This window comes from Streptomyces misionensis (assembly GCF_007896895.1).
Classification (GTDB): Bacteria; Actinomycetota; Actinomycetes; order Streptomycetales; family Streptomycetaceae; genus Streptomyces; species Streptomyces misionensis_A.
Map to the genome: position 1 here is coordinate 47,136 of NZ_VOGW01000061.1, position 17,074 is coordinate 64,209.

Consider the following 17,074-nt stretch of genomic DNA (forward strand, 5'->3'; position numbering starts at 1 on the left):
AGTTGCGTAGTCGCTGTAGGTGGCATGGTTGAGTGAAGAAGACCACTCCTTCGTGGGGTCTGCCGATCGGATGCGTAGGGTCGTACCCATGAGTACGACAGGCGCGACCGCCGATCCGCTCGCGGCCCTGGGCTCGCTGCCCGGCGTGGCCGAGTCCGTGGAGTCCGTGCGCAAGGCCGTTGACCGGGTCTACGGGCACCGGATCATGCGGCGCCGCAGCAACGAGATCACCTCGGAGGCGGCCCTGCGCGCCGCCCGGGGCTCGGCGGCGCTCTCCGGTGCCGACTGGGCGCTGGAGGAGGTGCGCCGGCGCACCGACTTCGGCACCGACGACGAGGCGCGGGTCATGGGCGCGGCCCTGCGGCTGACGGCCGAGGCCGGTCAGCTGCTGTCCATCTGGCGGCAGTCGCCGCTGCGGGTGCTGGCCCGGCTGCACCTGGTCGCCGCGGCGAGCGACGACGCGCGGGTCGGCAGGCCGCGCCAGGAGGGCGAGCCGGTCGACGAGCCGCTGATCGAGCTGCCGCTGCCGGACGCCCGGGAGGTCTCCGGGCGGCTGGAGGGGCTGGCGGACCTGATCATCGCGGGCACCTCCGCCCCGGCCCTGGTGACGGCGGCCGTGGTGCACGGCGAGCTGCTCGCGCTGCGCCCCTTCACCTCGCACAACGGGCTGGTCGCACGCGCCGCGGAGCGGATCGTGCTGATCGGCAGCGGCCTGGACCCCAAGGCGATCTGCCCGGCCGAGGTCGGCCACGCCGAACTGGGTCGCGCCGGGTACCTGGCGGCTCTGGAGGGGTATGTCTCCGGCACCCCCGAGGGCATGGCGGCCTGGATCGCGCACTGCGGGCGGGCGGTCGAGTTCGGGGTCCGGGAGTCGACGGCGGTGTGCGAGGCGCTGCAGCGCGGCGCGGCCTGAGCGCGGGGCCGGACACAGGGTTGCGGCGGTACGAGTGCTCGTACCGCCGCTGGCATGAGCACCGGGTTACCAAGCGTCCTCGAAAACTCGCCCATCAGGCCGGGGTGCTTTGCCCGTCACCTGGTGCGGCTGGCCCGTAATCGACGGGTCGACGTCGCGTGGGTGCCCGGTGTTCGATGCGTGGTCCGTGGGCCAATTGCGCAGTGGTCGGGAATCCTCCCGGATGTCCTTGGTCTCGCGGGCCTCTGTTTTCTTTGTACCGCGCCCCGGAAGCGAGCGGAACCCCTGCCCCCGTTTCTCTTCGCTCCGGGCGCGAAAAGAGACGAAGCGGGCGCGGTCAGGCGGTGCCGCGGCGCCGGCTGGCGTACCAGACGAGCCCGGCGGTCGCGGCCGCCGCTCCCACGGCCGCCGCCGCGACCAGGGCCGGGCGCGGCGGTACGGAGAGGGTGGGCAGCCGCTTCTTGAGCGGGACGGGCCGGCGGAACTCCAGCACCGGCCAGCCCCGCGCGACCGCCTCGCGGCGCAGCGCGCGGTCCGGGTTGACGGCGTGCGGGTGACCGACCGCCTGGAGCATCGGCAGATCGGTGGCCGAGTCGCTGTAGGCGTGGCAGCGGTCGAGGTCGTAGCCCTCGGTGGCGGCCAGTTCGCGGATCGCCTCCGCCTTGGTCGGACCGTAGGCGTAGTACTCCACCTCGCCGGTGAAGCAGCCGTCCTCGCCGACGACCATGCGGGTGGCCACCACCCGGTCCGCGCCCAGGAGTTCCCCGACCGGCTCGACCACCTCGGCGCCCGAGGTGGACACGATCACCACGTCCCTGCCGGCCGTGTGGTGCTCCTCGATGAGCGAGGCGGCCTCGTCGTAGATGATCGGGTCGATCAGGTCGTGCAGGGTCTCGGCGACGATCTCCCGCACCTGCTGGACGTTCCAGCCCCGCACCATGTCCGACAGATAGGCGCGCATGCGTTCCATCTGGTCGTGGTCCAGACCGCCGACCAGGAACACGAACTGCGCATAGGCGGTGCGCAACGCGACCCTGCGGTTGATCAGGCCGCCTTGGTAGAAGGACTTGCTGAAGGTGAGTGTGCTGGACTTCGCAATGACCGTCTTGTCCAGGTCGAAGAAGGCCGCGGCGCGGGGCAAGGAGTGGTTTTCCACGTCCCCGAGCATAGGCGCCCACCATTCGGCGTAAGGTGGGGCGCGTGGGTTTGCCTGAGAAGGCTCTCGGGTACACCATGGAAGTCACGGATCGTTCGCGACCGTGCTAACCCGGTCCGGCTCCTCCCCCCCCGAGTCGGCCGTGGGGACGACCCCCGCTCTCCCCCCCGGCGGGGGTCGTCGCATGTCCGGACGGGTTTTTCCGCCCCTTTCCCTCCCTCGCACGGCCCAGCGGCCGACGCCTGCGCGTCGAGACCGCCGCTTTCACGTGCCCATGATCCGTTACTGCGGGTAATCGTAAGGCTGCGCTGTGGATGGCGTACACGGATCAGTACGGCGGTCACCGGTTTGGGTGAGCGAGTTATTCACAGGGCCTGAGTTGTCCACGGTTTTCCACCAAGATCCACACGATTTCCCGGACCGCCGCATCGTGTTTCCCACGCGCTGCGCACGGCGAGTTCACGGCCGGTTCCGTTTGTGGCGGGCGCGTATGGCCGATTCCTGTCGGCCGTTCACGGGGAAGCAGCTCACCGCTTCTCCGCAAGCCGGGAAATCGCGTGGTCGCGCCCGTAAGCGGACCACGCGGCGAAGGGGGAACTCCCATGTCCGTGACCATCACCCACGACCCGCGGTCCGCCGCCGGGGGCAGTCCGCTCATCGTCACCGAGGACGCCGCGCTGCTGGACGATCTACTGCGCCTGTGCGCGGCCGCCGGCGCCACACCCGAGGTGCACCACGGCCCGCCGGACCAGGGCGGCGACTGGGACGCGGCCCCGCTCGTCCTGGTCGGGGACGACGCCGCCCACCGGCTGCGTGGATCGGCGCGCCGGCGCCAGGTGGTACTGGTCGGCCGGGACCAGGACGACCCCGGGGTGTGGAGACGCGCCGTGGAGATCGGCGCCGACCACGTCCTGATCCTCCCCGACGGCGAGCAGTGGCTGGTCGACCGGATCGCCGACGTCGCCGAGGGCGTCGGCCGCCCGGCCCTCACCGTCGGCGTGATCGGCGGCCGGGGCGGGGCCGGGGCGTCCACCCTCTCCTGCGCGCTCGCCGTCACCTCCGCCCGGGAGGGGCTGCGCACGCTGCTGGTGGACGCCGATCCGCTCGGCGGCGGACTCGACGTGCTGCTCGGCGGCGAGGGCGCCGAGGGCCTGCGCTGGCCCGCCTTCGCCGCCTCCCGCGGCCGGGTCGGCGGCGGTGCTCTGGAGGAGTCGCTGCCCGCGCTGCACTCCCTCAGGGTGCTCAGCTGGGACCGCGGCGACTGTGTCGCCGTGCCGCCCCAGGCCGTGCGCGCGGTGCTGGCCGCCGCCCGGCGCCGCGGCGGCACCGTCGTGGTCGACCTGCCCCGCCGCCTGGACGACGGGGTCGGCGAGGTCCTCGCCCAGCTCGACCTGGCCCTGCTCGTCGTCCCCGCCGAACTGCGGGCGGTCGCGGCGGCCGGCCGGGTCGCCTCCGTCGTCGGCATGGTCGTCCGCGATCTGCGGGTCGCGGTCCGCGGTCCCTACGCCCCCGGCCTGGACGACCACGAGGTGGCCCGTCTGCTCGGGCTGCCGCTGGCCGGTGAGGTGCCGGTCGAGCCCGCCCTGCTGCGCCCGCGCGGCGCCGGGAAGCCGCCCGGCGCGAGCGCCCGCGGCCCGCTGGCCCGCTTCTGCACGGAGTTCTGGGAGCGGGCGCTGACCGAGGCGGGAGGGGCGCGATGACTTTCCGTGGGCTTGGACGAGTGGCTACGGCTCGGCCCGGCGGCCGGGGCGGCTGCCGAGCGGGGTTGCGGCCATCCGGGCCGGCCTGGGCGGGAGGCTCCCGATGAACCTTCCCGGACTCGGCCCGGCCGACGGCGCCGCCCTGCTCGACGGGGTCCGGCGGCGGCTCGCCGAGAGCGGCGCGGAGCCCACGCCCGCGCGGGTCGCCCAGGCGCTGCGGGAGCAGGGCCGGGTGCTCGGTGACGCCGAGATCCTCGGCGCGGCCGAGCGACTGAGGTCCGAACTCGTCGGCACCGGCCCGCTGGAGCCGCTGCTCGCGGACCCCGACGTCACCGATGTGCTGGTCTCCGCCCCGGACCGGGTGTGGGTGGACCGCGGCGGGGGCCTGGAGCTGACGCGGGTGGCCTTCCCCGACGCGGCGGCGGTACGACGCCTCGCGCAGCGACTGGCCGCGGTGGCCGGACGCCGGCTGGACGACGCCCGGCCGTGGGTGGACGCCCGGCTGCCCGACGGCACCCGGCTGCACGCCGTGCTGCCCCCGGTCGCCGTCGGCTGCACCTGCCTGGCCCTGCGTGTGGCGCGGCCCCGCGCCTTCACCCTCGCGGAACTCGTCGCGGCGGGCACCGTGCCGCCCGGGGGCGACCGGATTCTGCGGGCCCTGCTGGCAGCCCGACTGTCCTTCCTGGTCAGCGGCGGCACCGGCAGCGGCAAGACGACGCTGCTCAGCGCCCTCCTGGGCCTGGTCGGGCCCGATGAGCGGATCGTGCTCGCCGAGGACTCCGCCGAGCTGAGGCCCGATCACCCGCATGTGGTCCGGCTGGAGACCCGGCCCGCCAACCAGGAGGGCGCCGGGCTGGTCACCCTGGAGGACCTGGTGCGCCAGGCCCTGCGGATGCGGCCGGACCGGCTGGTGGTCGGAGAGGTGCGCGGACCCGAGGTCGTGCATCTGCTCGCCGCGCTCAACACGGGCCATGAAGGCGGTAGTTGCACGATCCACGCCAACACCGCGGGCGATGTGCCGGCCCGCCTGGAGGCGCTGGCCACGGCCGCCGGACTCGACCGGGCCGCCCTGCACAGCCAGCTGTCGGCCGCCCTCTCCGTGGTGCTCCACCTGGTGCGGGACCGTTCCGGGCGGCGCCGGATCGCGGAGGTGCACGTGCTGGAGCGGGACGCCACGGGACTGGTGCGGACGGTGCCCGCGCTGCGGTGGGGAGAGCGGGCCTTCGCGCGGGAGCGGGGATGGGGGCGGCTGGCGCTCCTGCTGGGCGAGGACGGAGGTGACGGGCGTGAGCGCTGAACTGCCGACGGGGGCCGCGCTGATCTGTCTCGGGGCGCTGGCCTGGCTGCTGGCCGAGCGGCACCACGGGATGCGGCGGGCCAGGCTGCTGCTGGCCGGTGGCGGCGGGACGGCGACCGGGCCACCGGCCGGAGACCGACTCGCGGCGTCGTTAAGGCGGTTGCACGACCGCTGGGGAGCCGAGTGGTGGGCCCTTGCCGCCGGGCTGCTGCTCGCGGTGCTGGGCACCTCGGTGATTCCGGCCGTCGCGGGGGCGGCCGGGGTGCCGGTGCTGCGCCGGGTGCGGCTGGCCCGACGGGCGAGAGGTGCCTGGGAGAGGAGGGCGGACCGGGTGATCGCCCTGTGCGGGGCGCTCGCCGGTGAGGTGCGCGCCGGGCGGCAGCCCGGGGAGGCGCTGCTGCGGGCGGCGCGGGACTCGGGCGGGCTCGGCGGGGCAGAGGCGGCCGTGGTGGCGGCGGCCCGCTTCGGCGGGGACGTGCCCGGTGCCCTCGCGGTGGCGGCCCGCCGGCCGGGCGCCGAGGGGCTGCTCGGGCTGGCCGCGTGCTGGCGGGTGGCCGTCGACCAGGGCGCCGGACTCGCGGCCGGCCTGGACCGGCTGGACGCCGCGCTGCGCGCGGAACGGGACCAACGAGCCGATCTGCGCGCTCAATTGGCGGGCGCCAGAGCCACCGCGGTACTGCTGGCGGCCCTGCCCGCCCTCGGTCTCCTGCTCGGTGCCGCCCTGGGCGCCGCCCCGCTGCGGGTCCTCCTGCACACCGGTCCGGGCCTCGGCTGCCTGGTGATCGGCGCGGCCTTCGAAGCGGCAGGGCTGTGGTGGGCGGCACGGATCGTGCGGGGAGCGGGGGCGGCGTGAGGGAGCGGCTGTCCGCCCGATCCGGGTGGTCGGGGACGCGAGGAAGGAGTGAGGGCGTGAACGGGGACGTTGTGCACAGGCTGGGGACGGCCGTGGCCGTGGCGGTGGCGCTCGGCTGGGGCGTGCGACTGGTGCTGTCGGCCCGCGGGGCGCGCCGGGCGCGGCACCGGGCGGCGGAGCTGCTGGCGCCCGAACCGGCGTCGCCCGGACGGCGGTTGCCGGTCGTGGACACGGCGCGGCGCTGGCTGCCGCCGGTGGGCGCGGCGGGCGGGGTGTGGGTGCTGGTCGGCGGGATCACCGGGGCCCTGCTCGGGCTGGGTGCCGGTGTCGTGCTCTGGCGGTGGTGGTGGCGTGCGACGGCGGCGGCCGGACCGGAGGCCGTGGACACCGCCGGGGCGGTGCGCCAATTGCCGCTCGCCGCGGATCTGCTGGCGGCGTGCATCGCGGCCGGCGCCGGGCCGGTGGTCGCCGCGCAGGCGGTGGGGGAGGCCCTGGGCGGCCCCGTCGGACAGGCGCTGGCACGGGGCGCGGCGGAGACACGGCTCGGCGGCGCACCGGCGGACGCCTGGCGGTGGCTGGCCGCGCTGCCCGGCGCCGGACCCCTGGCCCGGCTGCTGGAGCGGGCCGACGAGTCGGGTCTGCCCGCGGCCGGTCCGGTGGCCCGCATCGCCTCGGACACCCGCGCGCAGTGGGGGCGGACCGCGACGGCCCGGGCCCGCCGGGCGGCCGTGCTGATCTCCGCCCCGGTGGGCCTGTGCTTTCTGCCCGCCTTCATCGCCATCGGGGTGCTGCCCGTGGTGATCGGGCTCGCGGGCGGGGCGATGGCAGGGAGGTGAGACCCACGAGAGAGGCGCAGGACGCCGAGACGGCCGAGCACGACCACTGACCAGGAACACGAGAACAGACCGAGACCTCACGGGGGTTGAAATGAACAGGAAGATCAGGAAAACGGTGGCCAGGCTGGCCCGGCTGCGGCGGTGGTGCCGCGGGGACGCCGGAATGGTGACCTCCGAATACGCGATGGGCATCATCGCGGCCGTCGGATTCGCCGTGCTGCTCTACGAGGTCGTCACCAGCGGCCAGGTCCGCGCGGAGCTCCAGTCCATCGTGAAGAAGGCCCTCAGTGCGCGGATGTGAACGGGGGACGGACCGCGGGTTCGTGACCGTGGAGGCGGCCGTGGTGCTCTGCGTGCTGGTGGCGTTCACGATGGCACTGGTCTGGGGGCTGCTCGCGGTGGCCGCACAGATCCGGTGCGTGGACGCGGCCCGCGCGGGCGCCCGGTCCGCCGCCCGCCAGGACCCGCCCGGCGCGGTGCTGTCGGTGACCCGGGCAGCGGCGCCGCGCGGGGCGCGGGTGACGGTGGGGCGCGAGGGCGATCAGGTCCGGGTGACGGTGGTGGCCCGGCCGCCGGTGCTCAGCGGGCTGCCGTTCGAACTCCGCGAGGACGCCGTCGCGCTGGCGGAGGAGACGGTCGGGGCGACGGGGGCGGGGCCATGAGGCCGGAGCGGGTCCGGACGCGGTCCTGGGCGCCTGCCCGGGCCCGGAGGACGGCGGTTCGCCGGGGCCTCCCGGATCACGGCAGCGGCGGGCGCAGCGGCTCCGGTTCCGACCGGGGTTCCGCCTCCGTCTGGAGCCTCGGGGCGATCGCGGTGCTCTGCGTGGTGTTCGGAGCCGTGCTCATGCTGGGGCAGGCGGTGGTCGTCCGGCACCGGGCGGCCGGCGGCGCCGATCTCGCGGCGCTCGCGGCGGCGGACCACTGGGCCGAGGGCGGCCCGGCGGCCTGCGCCCGGGCCGGGCGGCTGGCGGCGGCCCAGGGCGCACGGCTGGTGCGCTGCGCGGTCGAAGGCGAGATCTCGGACGTGACCGCGGCCGCGGGAAGGGGCCCGTTCACGGCGCGGGTGAGAGCGAGGGCGGGTCCGGCGGGCCCACCACCGCCCGGCGTGGGCCGATCGGGTGTGCCGGGTGTGCCCGCGTTCGAGCTGCCACCACCCTGAGGTGCCGCAACCCGCTCGCCGCTGCCCGGCGTGGCCGTTGCCCGGCCCGCTGCCCGGCGTGCCTGGACCGCCTCTGGCCAGCCGGCCCAAAACCGGTCCGGCGGCGTCACCCGGCCGGCCCAAAACCGGCCTGACTCGCCCGACCTGTCACCACCGGACCTGTCACCACCCGACCTGTCACCGCCTGGCCTGCCGAAAGCCGGACCGGCTCCGCCTGACCCGCACCGTCTGGCTTGCCGAGAGCCGGCCCGGCTTCACCCGGCCGAACGCCGTCCCCGCTCAGACCTGGGGCGCCTGTCCGGGAGCCGGAGCCGGAGTCGGAGTCGCCTCGTCGCCCGGCCGGTCCTTGGCCTCCTCTTCCGGCGCCCCGCGCAGCAGGACGGTGAGGAGGCGGACCGCGCCTCGCTTGTGCAGGGGGTCGTTGCCGTTGCCGCACTTGGGGGACTGGATGCAGGACGGGCAGCCGGCCTCGCACTCGCAGGAGGCGATGGCCTCGCGGGTGGCGGCCAGCCAGGCGCGGGCGGTGTGGAAGGCGCGCTCGGCGAAGCCCGCGCCGCCGGGGTGGCCGTCGTACACGAAGACCGTGGGAAGGAGGGTGTCGGGATGCAGCGGCACGGACACGCCGCCGATGTCCCAGCGGTCGCAGGTCGCGAAGAGCGGCAGCATGCCGATGGATGCGTGCTCGGCGGCGTGCAGGGAGCCGCCGAGGATCTCCGGGGTGATCCGCGCCTCGTCCAACTGGTCCTCGGTGACCGTCCACCACACCGCGCGGGTGCGCAGCGTGCGGGGCGGGAGGTCGAGCTTGGTCTCGCCCAGCACCTCACCGGTGATCAGGCGTCTGCGCAGGAAGGAGACCACCTGGTTGGTGACCTCGACGGAGCCGTAGCACAGGCGGCCGTCGCCCCAGGGGATCTCGGTGTCGGTCTCCAGGACGGAGATGGCGGTGGTGTCCCGGGCGACCGTCGAGTACGGCGGGTCGGCTTGCTCCACCAGGGCGACACAATCCTCCAGGTCGAGGGAGCGCACCAGATAGGTGCGGCCCTGGTGGAGGTGGACCGCGCCCTCGTGCACCGTGGAGTGCGCGGCGGCCGCGTCCACCGTGCCGAGCAGCCGCCCGGTGCCGCTCTCCACGATCTGGACCGGCCGGCCGCCCGTGCCGCGGATGTCGGTGAGGTCGGCGGCCCGCTCCCGGCGGGTCCAGTGCCAGGCCCGGGTCCGCCGGCGCAGCAGCTTCGCGGCCTCCAGCTGCGGCAGCACGTCCGCGCAGGCGGGACCGAAGAGCTCCAGGTCCTCCTCGGTCAGCGGAAGCTCCGCGGCGGCGGCGCACAGGTGCGGGGCGAGGACGTAGGGGTTGTCGGGGTCGAGGACGGTCGACTCCACCGGCTGGTCGAACAGGGCCTCCGGGTGGTGGACGAGGAAGGTGTCCAGCGGATCGTCGCGGGCGACCAGGACCGCGAGGGCGCCCTGGCCGGAACGCCCCGCGCGGCCCGCCTGCTGCCACAGGGAGGCGCGGGTGCCCGGGTAGCCGGAGATCACCACCGCGTCCAGTCCGGAGACGTCCACGCCCAGCTCCAGGGCCGTGGTGGCGGCGAGCCCGAGGAGTTCCCCGGAGTGCAGGGCACGCTCCAGGGCGCGGCGCTCCTCGGGGAGGTAACCGCCTCGGTAGGCCGCGACCCGCCGGACCAGGGAGCGGTCCACCTCGGCCAGTTTCTCCTGGGCGATCACCGAGATCAGCTCGGCGCCGCGCCGGGACCGTACGAAGGCGACCGAGCGCACGCCCTGCACGGTCAGGTCGGTCAGCAGATCGGCGGTCTCGGCGGTGGCGGTGCGCCGTACGGGAGCGCCCCTCTCTCCGTGCAGTTCGGTGAGCGGGGGCTCCCAGAGGGCGAAGACCAGCTCGCCGCGCGGGGAGGCGTCGTCGGCGACCTCGACCACCGGCAGGCCGGTCAGCCGGCGGGCGGCGACGGAGGGCTCGGCGGCGGTCGCGGAGGCCAGCAGGAAGACCGGGTGGGCGCCGTAGCGGGCGCAGATCCGGCGCAGCCGGCGCAGCACCTGGGCGACGTGCGAGCCGAAGACGCCCCGGTAGGTGTGGCACTCGTCGATCACGACGTACTCGAGCGACTTCAGGAAGGAGGACCAGCGCGGGTGGGAGGGCAGGATGCCGCGGTGCAGCATGTCGGGGTTGGTCAGGACGTAGTTGGCGTACTGCCGGATCCACTCGCGTTCCTCGAACGGAGTGTCGCCGTCGTACACGGCCGGGCGTACCGCGGTGCCGAGAGGTTGTGAAAGTTCCTTCACCGACCGGCACTGATCCGCCGCGAGTGCCTTGGTGGGGGAGAGGTACAGCGCGGTGGCCCCTCGGCCGTTCGGCGCCTGGGAACCCTCCAGAAGAGTGGAGAGCACGGGGACGAGATAGGCGAGCGATTTCCCGGAGGCGGTGCCGGTGGCGACGATCACCGAGTCGCCGTCCAGGGCGTGCTCGGCGGCCAGTGCCTGGTGTGCCCAGGGATGCTCGATGCCGCACTCCTGCACGGCCGCGATCACCTCTGGCCGAATCCGGTCAGGCCAGACGGCATGGCGCCCCGCGCGCGGGGGCAAGTGCTCCGTATGAGTGATGCGCGCAGCCCGGCTCGGACCGGAGGCGAGCCGGTCCAGGACCGTGCCCGGCAACGGGCGGGACGCCGGGTCCCGCACAGGTTGATCGGATCGGTGATTCTTGGCCATCGGCACCGAGTGTGTCACTGGAGTGACGGACAATGGGGTCAAGGCGTCGTGCACGCCTGCCGGTAAGTGATTGAATGCCATCGCGGCTGGCGTTGCGTCCCGGGGGCCGCAAGCCGAGGTGCCCGAGGGGCGACCGCTCGATAGCAAGGTGCTGGAGGATCCGTGGACCTGTCCCTGTCGACCCGTACCGTCGGCGATCGTACGGTCGTCGAGGTCGGTGGCGAAATCGATGTATACACCGCGCCCAAGCTGCGCGAGCAGCTGGTCGAGCTGGTGAACGACGGCAATTTCCACCTTGTCGTCGACATGGAGGGCGTGGACTTCCTCGACTCCACCGGTCTCGGCGTGCTGGTCGGCGGCCTGAAGCGAGTACGTGCCCATGAGGGCTCGCTGCGCCTGGTCTGCAACCAGGAGCGCATTCTCAAGATCTTCCGCATCACCGGCCTCACCAAGGTGTTCCCGATCCACACCTCGGTCGAGGAAGCGGTGGCGGCCACCGACTGACCCTGTTGCCGGCCCGTGCGGGCCACCGGCCGACTCCGCGTCGCCGACCGTCCTCACCGACGGCCGGTGACCGGTGTGGACCGGTGTGCCCCGTCCGGGGCCGGTCCGGCCGGGCTCGTACTTCGTCGGGGCCCGTGCCGGGTGTGCCCGGGTGAATCCGGGTATCGAAGTTCATGAGGGCCGGTCCGCGGGCCGGTCCGACCGCAGTCCCGTAGTCGCGAGGGGGATGCATGGCCACCGTCGAACTCCGCTTCAGCGCGCTGCCGGAGCACGTCCGGACCGCCCGGTTGGTGGCGGCAGCGGTGGCACGCAGGGCCGGGGTGGACGAGGCCGTGCTGGACGAGGTCCGGCTCGCCGTGGGCGAGGCCTGCTCCCGTGCCGTGGGACTGCATCAGAGCGGTGGCATCACGGCGCCGGTGAAGGTGGCGCTGATCGAGGAGGAGAAACAGTTCTCCATCGAGGTCGGCGACGAGGCTCCGCACGCGGTCCCCGCCGAGCGGATCTCCCGGGGCGCCGCCGCCGACGCGGACGTGGAGGCCGAGGAGGACGAGATGGGCCTCGCGGTCATCAGTGGCCTCGTGGACGACGTCGAGGTCACCACCGGCGAGAACGGCGGACTGATCCGCATGACCTGGCCGGCCGCCCCGCCGGCCGTCACCGCCGCCTGAAGCTCCACCGAAGACCGAGTACTCGACGATCAGGGCCCTGCCGATCAGGGCCCTGATCGTGTTTTTTGCAGATCATTTTTCGCCGCCTGCAAGGCCGGAGCGGAATTCGTGAAGGAATTCACGATCAATAGCCGTATCATTTGATCAAGGTTCAATGGGACCGACGGCGTCCGTCAATGCCTTTGAGGCATTACTTCTTTCGGGTTCGCTCACCTGGGCAGGCAAGCCAATTCTGTTTACCGTGCTCTTTTGGCATCACCCAGTGGTACCTACAATCCGTCCACATCTTGAGCTCAGCCCAAGCGTCAAGGAGGACGAATGGCGGGGCTTTCTACCCCCTCTCAGTTGGGCCACCCCACATCCCTCGCGGCCGCGGTACTCACCGACGACAACAGGGTCATCGTGGCCGTCATCGCGGCGGTCGCCCTCGCCGCGCTGGTGGTCGCGGGGATCCTGGTGCGCCAGGTGCTTGCGGCGGGCGAGGGCACCGACAGCATGAAGAAGATCGCCGAAGCGGTTCAGGAAGGCGCCAAGGCGTATCTCGCCCGGCAGCTGCGCACGCTCGGCGTATTCGCGGTCGTCGTCTTCTTCCTGCTCCTGCTGCTGCCCGCGGACGACTGGAATCAGCGTGCCGGGCGTTCGGTGTTCTTCCTGATCGGTGCCGTGTTCTCGGCGGCCACCGGTTATATCGGCATGTGGCTCGCCGTACGAAGCAATGTCCGGGTCGCCGCGGCGGCCCGGGAAGCCACCCCGGGTGAAGGCGAACCCGAAAAAGATCTCACGACCGTCTCGCACACCGCGATGAAGATCGCATTTCGCACGGGCGGTGTCGTCGGCATGTTCACGGTGGGCCTCGGCTTGCTGGGTGCCTCGTGCGTGGTGCTGGTCTACGCCGCCGACGCGCCGAAGGTCCTGGAGGGCTTCGGTCTCGGTGCCGCCCTGATCGCCATGTTCATGCGTGTGGGCGGCGGCATCTTCACCAAGGCCGCCGACGTCGGCGCCGATCTGGTCGGCAAGGTCGAGCAGGGCATTCCGGAGGACGACCCGCGCAATGCCGCGACCATCGCCGACAACGTGGGCGACAACGTCGGCGACTGCGCCGGCATGGCGGCCGACCTGTTCGAGTCCTACGCCGTCACCCTGGTGGCCGCGCTGATCCTCGGCAAGGCCGCCTTCGGCGACTCCGGGCTCGCCTTCCCGCTGCTGGTGCCCGCCATCGGGGTGATCACCGCGATGATCGGCATCTTCGCGGTCGCCCCGCGACGCGCCGACCGCAGCGGCATGTCCGCGATCAACCGCGGCTTCTTCATCTCCGCGGTGATCTCCCTCGCGCTGGTCGCCGTCGCGGTCTTCGTCTACCTGCCGTCGACGTACTCCGGCCTCAGCGGCGTGACGGACGCGGCGATCAAGGGCAAGGACGGCGACCCGCGGATCCTCGCCCTGGTCGCGGTGGCCATCGGCATCCTGCTCGCCGCCGTCATCCAGCAGCTGACCGGCTACTTCACCGAGACCACCCGGCGCCCGGTCCGCGACATCGGCAAGACCTCCCTCACCGGTCCCGCCACCGTCGTCCTGTCCGGCATCTCGGTCGGCCTGGAGTCCGCCGTCTACACCGCGCTGCTCATCGGGCTCGGCGTGTACGGCGCGTTCCTGCTCGGCGGCACCTCGATCATGCTCGCGCTGTTCGCGGTCGCGCTGGCCGGCACCGGCCTGCTCACCACGGTCGGTGTGATCGTCGCCATGGACACCTTCGGGCCGGTCTCCGACAACGCGCAGGGCATCGCCGAGATGTCCGGCGACGTCGAGGGCGCGGGCGCCCAGGTGCTCACCAACCTGGACGCGGTCGGCAACACCACCAAGGCCATCACCAAGGGCATCGCCATCGCCACCGCCGTGCTCGCCGCGTCGGCGCTGTTCGGGTCGTACCGTGACGCGATCACCACCAATGTGCAGGACGTCGGGGTCAAGCTCACCGGGCCCGGAGCGCCGCTGAGCCTGTCCCTGGACATCTCGCAGCCCAACAACCTGGTCGGTCTCGTCGCGGGCGCCGCGGTCGTCTTCCTCTTCTCCGGACTGGCCATCAACGCCGTGTCGCGCTCGGCGGGTTCGGTGGTGTTCGAGGTACGGCGGCAGTTCCGCGAGAAGCCCGGGATCATGGACTTCACGGAGAAGCCCGAGTACGGCAAGGTCGTCGACATCTGCACCAAGGACGCCCTGCGGGAGCTGGCCACGCCCGGTCTGCTCGCGGTGATGGCGCCGATCTTCGTCGGGTTCACGCTCGGCGTCGGCTCGCTCGGCTCCTACCTGGCCGGCGCGATCGGCGCGGGCACGCTGATGGCGGTGTTCCTCGCCAACTCCGGCGGCGCCTGGGACAACGCCAAGAAGCTGGTGGAGGACGGCCACCACGGCGGCAAGGGCAGCGAGGCCCATGCGGCCACGGTGATCGGCGACACGGTCGGCGACCCCTTCAAGGACACCGCGGGCCCGGCCATCAACCCGCTGCTGAAGGTCATGAACCTGGTCTCGCTGCTCATCGCGCCCGCGGTGATCAAGTTCTCCTACGGCAACGACAAGAACCTCGGCGTGCGGATCGGGATCGCGATCCTCGCGCTGCTGGTGATCATCGTGTCCGTGTACATCTCCAAGCGGCGCGGCATCGCCGTCGGTGACGACGAGAGCGCCGAGCGGGTCGCCAACTCGGCGGACGCGGCGGTGGTTTCGTAGGTTTCCGGGCGAAGCTCCCGTAACGGGCGGGCGGACGGCGCGTGCTGACGGCGTGCCGCCCGCCCGTCCGTGTGCGCGGGTGCGTTGCCGTCGTGAGCCTTCTCTCGCGCAAAAAGTAATAAAAGGTGCTTAGGGGGCGATCGGTGTGCGGAGGGTGTGCGTCCGCCGTGTAGGGTCCGGGGCCCGAGAGCCATGGAAGGGACCAATCCGGTGAACAAGAAGCTCGCGGCCGCACTGTCCGGCGGTGCGGTACTGGTGGTGGCGCTGTCGGGCTGCAGCAGCAACAGCGCGCCCAAGGGCCCCGACCCCAAGCTGGTCGCCTGGGCCAAGTCGGTGTGCGACGCCGTGCCCGCGCAGGACGCGAAGATCAAGGCGGCGAACGACGCGATCTCCACGACCGCCGCCGACACCGCCAAGCCCGAGACGCTCCAGAAGACCGACTCCCAGGCCTTCCAGGACATGGCCGACGGCTACAAGGCGATCGCCACCGCCGTCAACGAGGCCGGCGCGCCCCCCGGGGTCGAGGGCGGCGCCAAGCGACTGGGCGATGTCGTCAAGAGCTTCAACAGCCTCGCGACCTCGTACGCCGACCTGAAGAAGCAGGTCGACGGGCTGAACACCAAGGACCAGGCGAAGTTCGCCTCCGGGCTGCACGATGTCGCCCAGCAGATGACGGAGCTGGAGAAGAAGCACCAGAGCGGCACCGAGTCGCTGAAGAAGCTCCAGCAGGGCGAGGTCCAGGACGCCATCGCGCAGCAGGCCAGCTGCAAGAAGGTCGCCGACGCGGCGTCCGCGTCGCCGTCCACGGGAGCCACGGCGGGCTGACGTCGTCCACAAGGGCCGCGGTGGGCTGACGTCGTCCGCGGGTGCCTGGTGGGCTGACGCCGTTGCGGGCGCCTCGGTGGCCGATGCCGTCACGGAGGCGCCGTCCCCCGCCGGGCGTGCTCAGGCAGTCCCCGGCGGGACGCGCGGGACACAATGGGGGCGTGACTCACTCCGGACCCGCCTCCCTGCCCGCCGCCGACCGGCCCGAGACCACCGCGCGCCTGCGGGACGCGCTGCTGGCCGCCTCCTTCACCGCCGACGGTCTGCTGGACCTGCTCGGCGCCCCCGCGTACGCGGCGCTGGCCCGCAGCGAGACCGTGCCCGCCCTCCGGGCGACCCGCGGCGACACGCCGCTCGAGACACTCGTACGGCTCTTCCTGCTCCAGCAGCCCGTGGCGCGGGCGCGCGTGGCCGCCGTACTCCCCGTCGAGGAGGCCGTCGAGGCCGGGTGGCTCACGCCGGTGCGCGGTGACGAGGTGGCCGCCACCGTGGACGTACGGCCGTACGGCGGTCCCGGCGGCGAGGACTGGTTCATCGTGTCCGACCTCGGGTGCGCGGTCGGCGGCGCGGGCGGCATCGGACAGCGCGCCGAGGGCGTCGTGCTCGGCGTCGGCGGCGCGTCGACCACGCTGGCCGGCATCACCGTGCGCACACCCGTCGCCTCCGCGCTGGACCTCGGCACCGGTTCCGGCATCCAGGCGCTCCACGCCTCCCGGCACGCCACGCGCGTGACGGCGACCGATCTCAATCCGCGCGCGCTGCACATCACCGCGCTCACGCTGGCTCTCTCCGGCGCGCCCGCCGCCGAGCTGCGCGAGGGCTCGCTGTTCGGACCGGTCCGGGACGACGAGAAGTTCGACCTGATCGTCTCCAACCCGCCCTTCGTCATCTCGCCCGGCGCGCGGCTCACCTACCGCGACGGCGGGATGGGCGGGGACGATCTGTGCCGCTCGCTCGTTCAGCAGGCGGGGGAACGGCTGAACGAGGGCGGGTTCGCGCAGTTCCTCGCGAACTGGCAGCACGTGGCGGGGGAGGACTGGCAGGACAGGCTCAGGTCGTGGGTGCCGCGCGGGTGCGACGCCTGGATCGTGCAGCGCGAGGTGCAGGACGTCACGCAGTACGCCGAGCTGTGGCTGAGGGACGCCGGGGACCACCGCGGGGACCCGGCCGAGTACCAGGCGCGGTACGACGCCTGGCTCGACGAGTTCGAGGCGCGCAAGGTCAGGGCGGTCGGCTTCGGCTGGATCACCCTGCGCAGGACGGGCGCGGCCGAGCCCTCCATCACGGTGGAGGAGTGGCCGCATCCCGTCGAGCAGCCCCTCGGGGACACCATCCGGGCCCACTTCGAACGCCTCGACTACCTCCGGGAGCACGACGACGCGGCCCTGCTCGCCAGTCACTTCCGGCTGGTCGGCGAGGTGATGCAGGAACAGGTCGGGCTGCCCGGCGCGGAGGACCCCGAGCACGTCGTACTGCGCCAGCACCGCGGCATGCGCCGCGCCACCAAGGTGGACACGGTAGGCGCCGGTTTCGCGGGCGTGTGCGACGGCAGCCTGAGCGCCGGTCGCATCCTGGACGCCATCGCCCAGCTGATGGGCGAGGACTCCGTCCGCCTGCGCGACCGGACGCCGGCGCAGATCAGGCTGCTCGTCGAACAGGGATTCCTGGAGCCGGCGGGGTGAGGTGACGCCGGACCTCCTCGCCGACCCCACCAC

At 73.2% G+C, this 17,074-nt stretch carries 15 protein-coding genes; 13 read left to right on the forward strand and 2 right to left on the reverse strand.

What is annotated here, in order from left to right:
* Positions 1 to 88: 88 nt before the first annotated feature.
* Complete coding sequence (locus FRZ03_RS11260; protein ID WP_146465001.1) at positions 89 to 913, forward strand: Fic family protein; 825 nt, start codon at positions 89 to 91, stop codon at positions 911 to 913.
* A 337-nt stretch (positions 914 to 1,250) separates the two neighbouring features.
* On the opposite strand, the gene FRZ03_RS11265 is transcribed toward FRZ03_RS11260, so the two are convergent.
* Positions 1,251 to 2,081 carry an HAD family hydrolase gene (locus FRZ03_RS11265; RefSeq protein ID WP_146465002.1) on the reverse strand — a complete coding sequence of 277 codons (831 nt, stop codon included), beginning with the start codon at positions 2,079 to 2,081 and terminating at the stop codon, positions 1,251 to 1,253.
* Positions 2,082 to 2,671: 590 nt separating this feature from the next.
* Here FRZ03_RS11265 and ssd point away from each other — a divergent pair.
* The 7 genes from ssd to FRZ03_RS11300 all read left to right on the forward strand — a co-directional run bounded on the left by ssd (position 2,672) and on the right by FRZ03_RS11300 (position 7,914).
* Entirely contained in the window at positions 2,672 to 3,769 is a 1,098-nt protein-coding gene (ssd, locus tag FRZ03_RS11270; RefSeq protein ID WP_146465003.1) for a septum site-determining protein Ssd, read from the forward strand.
* 103 nt (positions 3,770 to 3,872) lie between these two features.
* Positions 3,873 to 5,066 carry a TadA family conjugal transfer-associated ATPase gene (locus FRZ03_RS11275; protein ID WP_146465004.1) on the forward strand — a complete coding sequence of 398 codons (1,194 nt, stop codon included), beginning with the start codon at positions 3,873 to 3,875 and terminating at the stop codon, positions 5,064 to 5,066.
* Positions 5,047 to 5,919 carry a type II secretion system F family protein gene (locus FRZ03_RS11280; protein ID WP_186785357.1) on the forward strand — a complete coding sequence of 291 codons (873 nt, stop codon included), beginning with the start codon at positions 5,047 to 5,049 and terminating at the stop codon, positions 5,917 to 5,919. Before FRZ03_RS11275 ends, FRZ03_RS11280 begins: the two co-directional genes overlap by 20 nt.
* Positions 5,920 to 5,975: 56 nt before the next feature.
* Positions 5,976 to 6,755, forward strand: a complete 780-nt coding sequence (locus tag FRZ03_RS11285) for a type II secretion system F family protein (RefSeq protein ID WP_146465005.1) — start codon at positions 5,976 to 5,978, stop codon at positions 6,753 to 6,755.
* Positions 6,756 to 6,846: 91 nt separating this feature from the next.
* Complete coding sequence (locus FRZ03_RS11290) at positions 6,847 to 7,056, forward strand: DUF4244 domain-containing protein (protein ID WP_146465006.1); 210 nt, start codon at positions 6,847 to 6,849, stop codon at positions 7,054 to 7,056.
* Between the two features lie 22 nt (positions 7,057 to 7,078).
* Positions 7,079 to 7,417: a TadE family type IV pilus minor pilin gene (locus tag FRZ03_RS11295; RefSeq protein ID WP_146465007.1), complete on the forward strand. Its 339-nt coding sequence runs from the start codon at positions 7,079 to 7,081 to the stop codon at positions 7,415 to 7,417.
* Positions 7,418 to 7,563: 146 nt separating this feature from the next.
* On the forward strand, positions 7,564 to 7,914 hold the full coding sequence (locus tag FRZ03_RS11300) for an Rv3654c family TadE-like protein (RefSeq protein WP_261398890.1): 351 nt from the start codon (positions 7,564 to 7,566) through the stop codon (positions 7,912 to 7,914).
* A gap of 279 nt (positions 7,915 to 8,193) precedes the next feature.
* On the opposite strand, the gene FRZ03_RS11305 is transcribed toward FRZ03_RS11300, so the two are convergent.
* Entirely contained in the window at positions 8,194 to 10,719 is a 2,526-nt protein-coding gene (locus FRZ03_RS11305; RefSeq protein ID WP_261398889.1) for a DEAD/DEAH box helicase, read from the reverse strand.
* Between the two features lie 81 nt (positions 10,720 to 10,800).
* Here FRZ03_RS11305 and bldG point away from each other — a divergent pair, with 81 nt between their 5' ends.
* The 5 genes from bldG to FRZ03_RS11330 all read left to right on the forward strand — a co-directional run bounded on the left by bldG (position 10,801) and on the right by FRZ03_RS11330 (position 17,041).
* Positions 10,801 to 11,142: an anti-sigma factor antagonist BldG gene (gene bldG, locus FRZ03_RS11310; RefSeq protein ID WP_010986038.1), complete on the forward strand. Its 342-nt coding sequence runs from the start codon at positions 10,801 to 10,803 to the stop codon at positions 11,140 to 11,142.
* Between the two features lie 230 nt (positions 11,143 to 11,372).
* Positions 11,373 to 11,810, forward strand: coding sequence for an ATP-binding protein (locus FRZ03_RS11315; protein WP_146465009.1), 438 nt, complete (start codon positions 11,373 to 11,375; stop codon positions 11,808 to 11,810).
* Positions 11,811 to 12,128: 318 nt separating this feature from the next.
* The gene (locus tag FRZ03_RS11320; protein ID WP_146465010.1) at positions 12,129 to 14,534 is read left to right on the forward strand and encodes a sodium-translocating pyrophosphatase; all 2,406 of its coding nucleotides are present in this window, start codon (positions 12,129 to 12,131) and stop codon (positions 14,532 to 14,534) included.
* A 192-nt stretch (positions 14,535 to 14,726) separates the two neighbouring features.
* Entirely contained in the window at positions 14,727 to 15,359 is a 633-nt protein-coding gene (locus tag FRZ03_RS11325; protein WP_186785358.1) for a small secreted protein, read from the forward strand.
* Between the two features lie 161 nt (positions 15,360 to 15,520).
* On the forward strand, positions 15,521 to 17,041 hold the full coding sequence (locus FRZ03_RS11330) for a DUF7059 domain-containing protein (protein WP_146465011.1): 1,521 nt from the start codon (positions 15,521 to 15,523) through the stop codon (positions 17,039 to 17,041).
* Positions 17,042 to 17,074 lie beyond the last annotated feature (33 nt).

Coding starts and splice junctions, on each gene's coding strand:
- FRZ03_RS11260 (WP_146465001.1), top strand. CDS start 89: ATGAGTACGACAGGCGCGACCGCCGATCCGCTCGCGGCCCTGGGCTCG.
- FRZ03_RS11265 (WP_146465002.1), bottom strand. CDS start 2,081: ATGCTCGGGGACGTGGAAAACCACTCCTTGCCCCGCGCCGCGGCCTTC.
- ssd (WP_146465003.1), top strand. CDS start 2,672: ATGTCCGTGACCATCACCCACGACCCGCGGTCCGCCGCCGGGGGCAGT.
- FRZ03_RS11275 (WP_146465004.1), top strand. CDS start 3,873: ATGAACCTTCCCGGACTCGGCCCGGCCGACGGCGCCGCCCTGCTCGAC.
- FRZ03_RS11290 (WP_146465006.1), top strand. CDS start 6,847: ATGAACAGGAAGATCAGGAAAACGGTGGCCAGGCTGGCCCGGCTGCGG.
- FRZ03_RS11305 (WP_261398889.1), bottom strand. CDS start 10,719: ATGGCATTCAATCACTTACCGGCAGGCGTGCACGACGCCTTGACCCCA.
- FRZ03_RS11315 (WP_146465009.1), top strand. CDS start 11,373: ATGGCCACCGTCGAACTCCGCTTCAGCGCGCTGCCGGAGCACGTCCGG.
- FRZ03_RS11320 (WP_146465010.1), top strand. CDS start 12,129: ATGGCGGGGCTTTCTACCCCCTCTCAGTTGGGCCACCCCACATCCCTC.
- FRZ03_RS11325 (WP_186785358.1), top strand. CDS start 14,727: ATGGAAGGGACCAATCCGGTGAACAAGAAGCTCGCGGCCGCACTGTCC.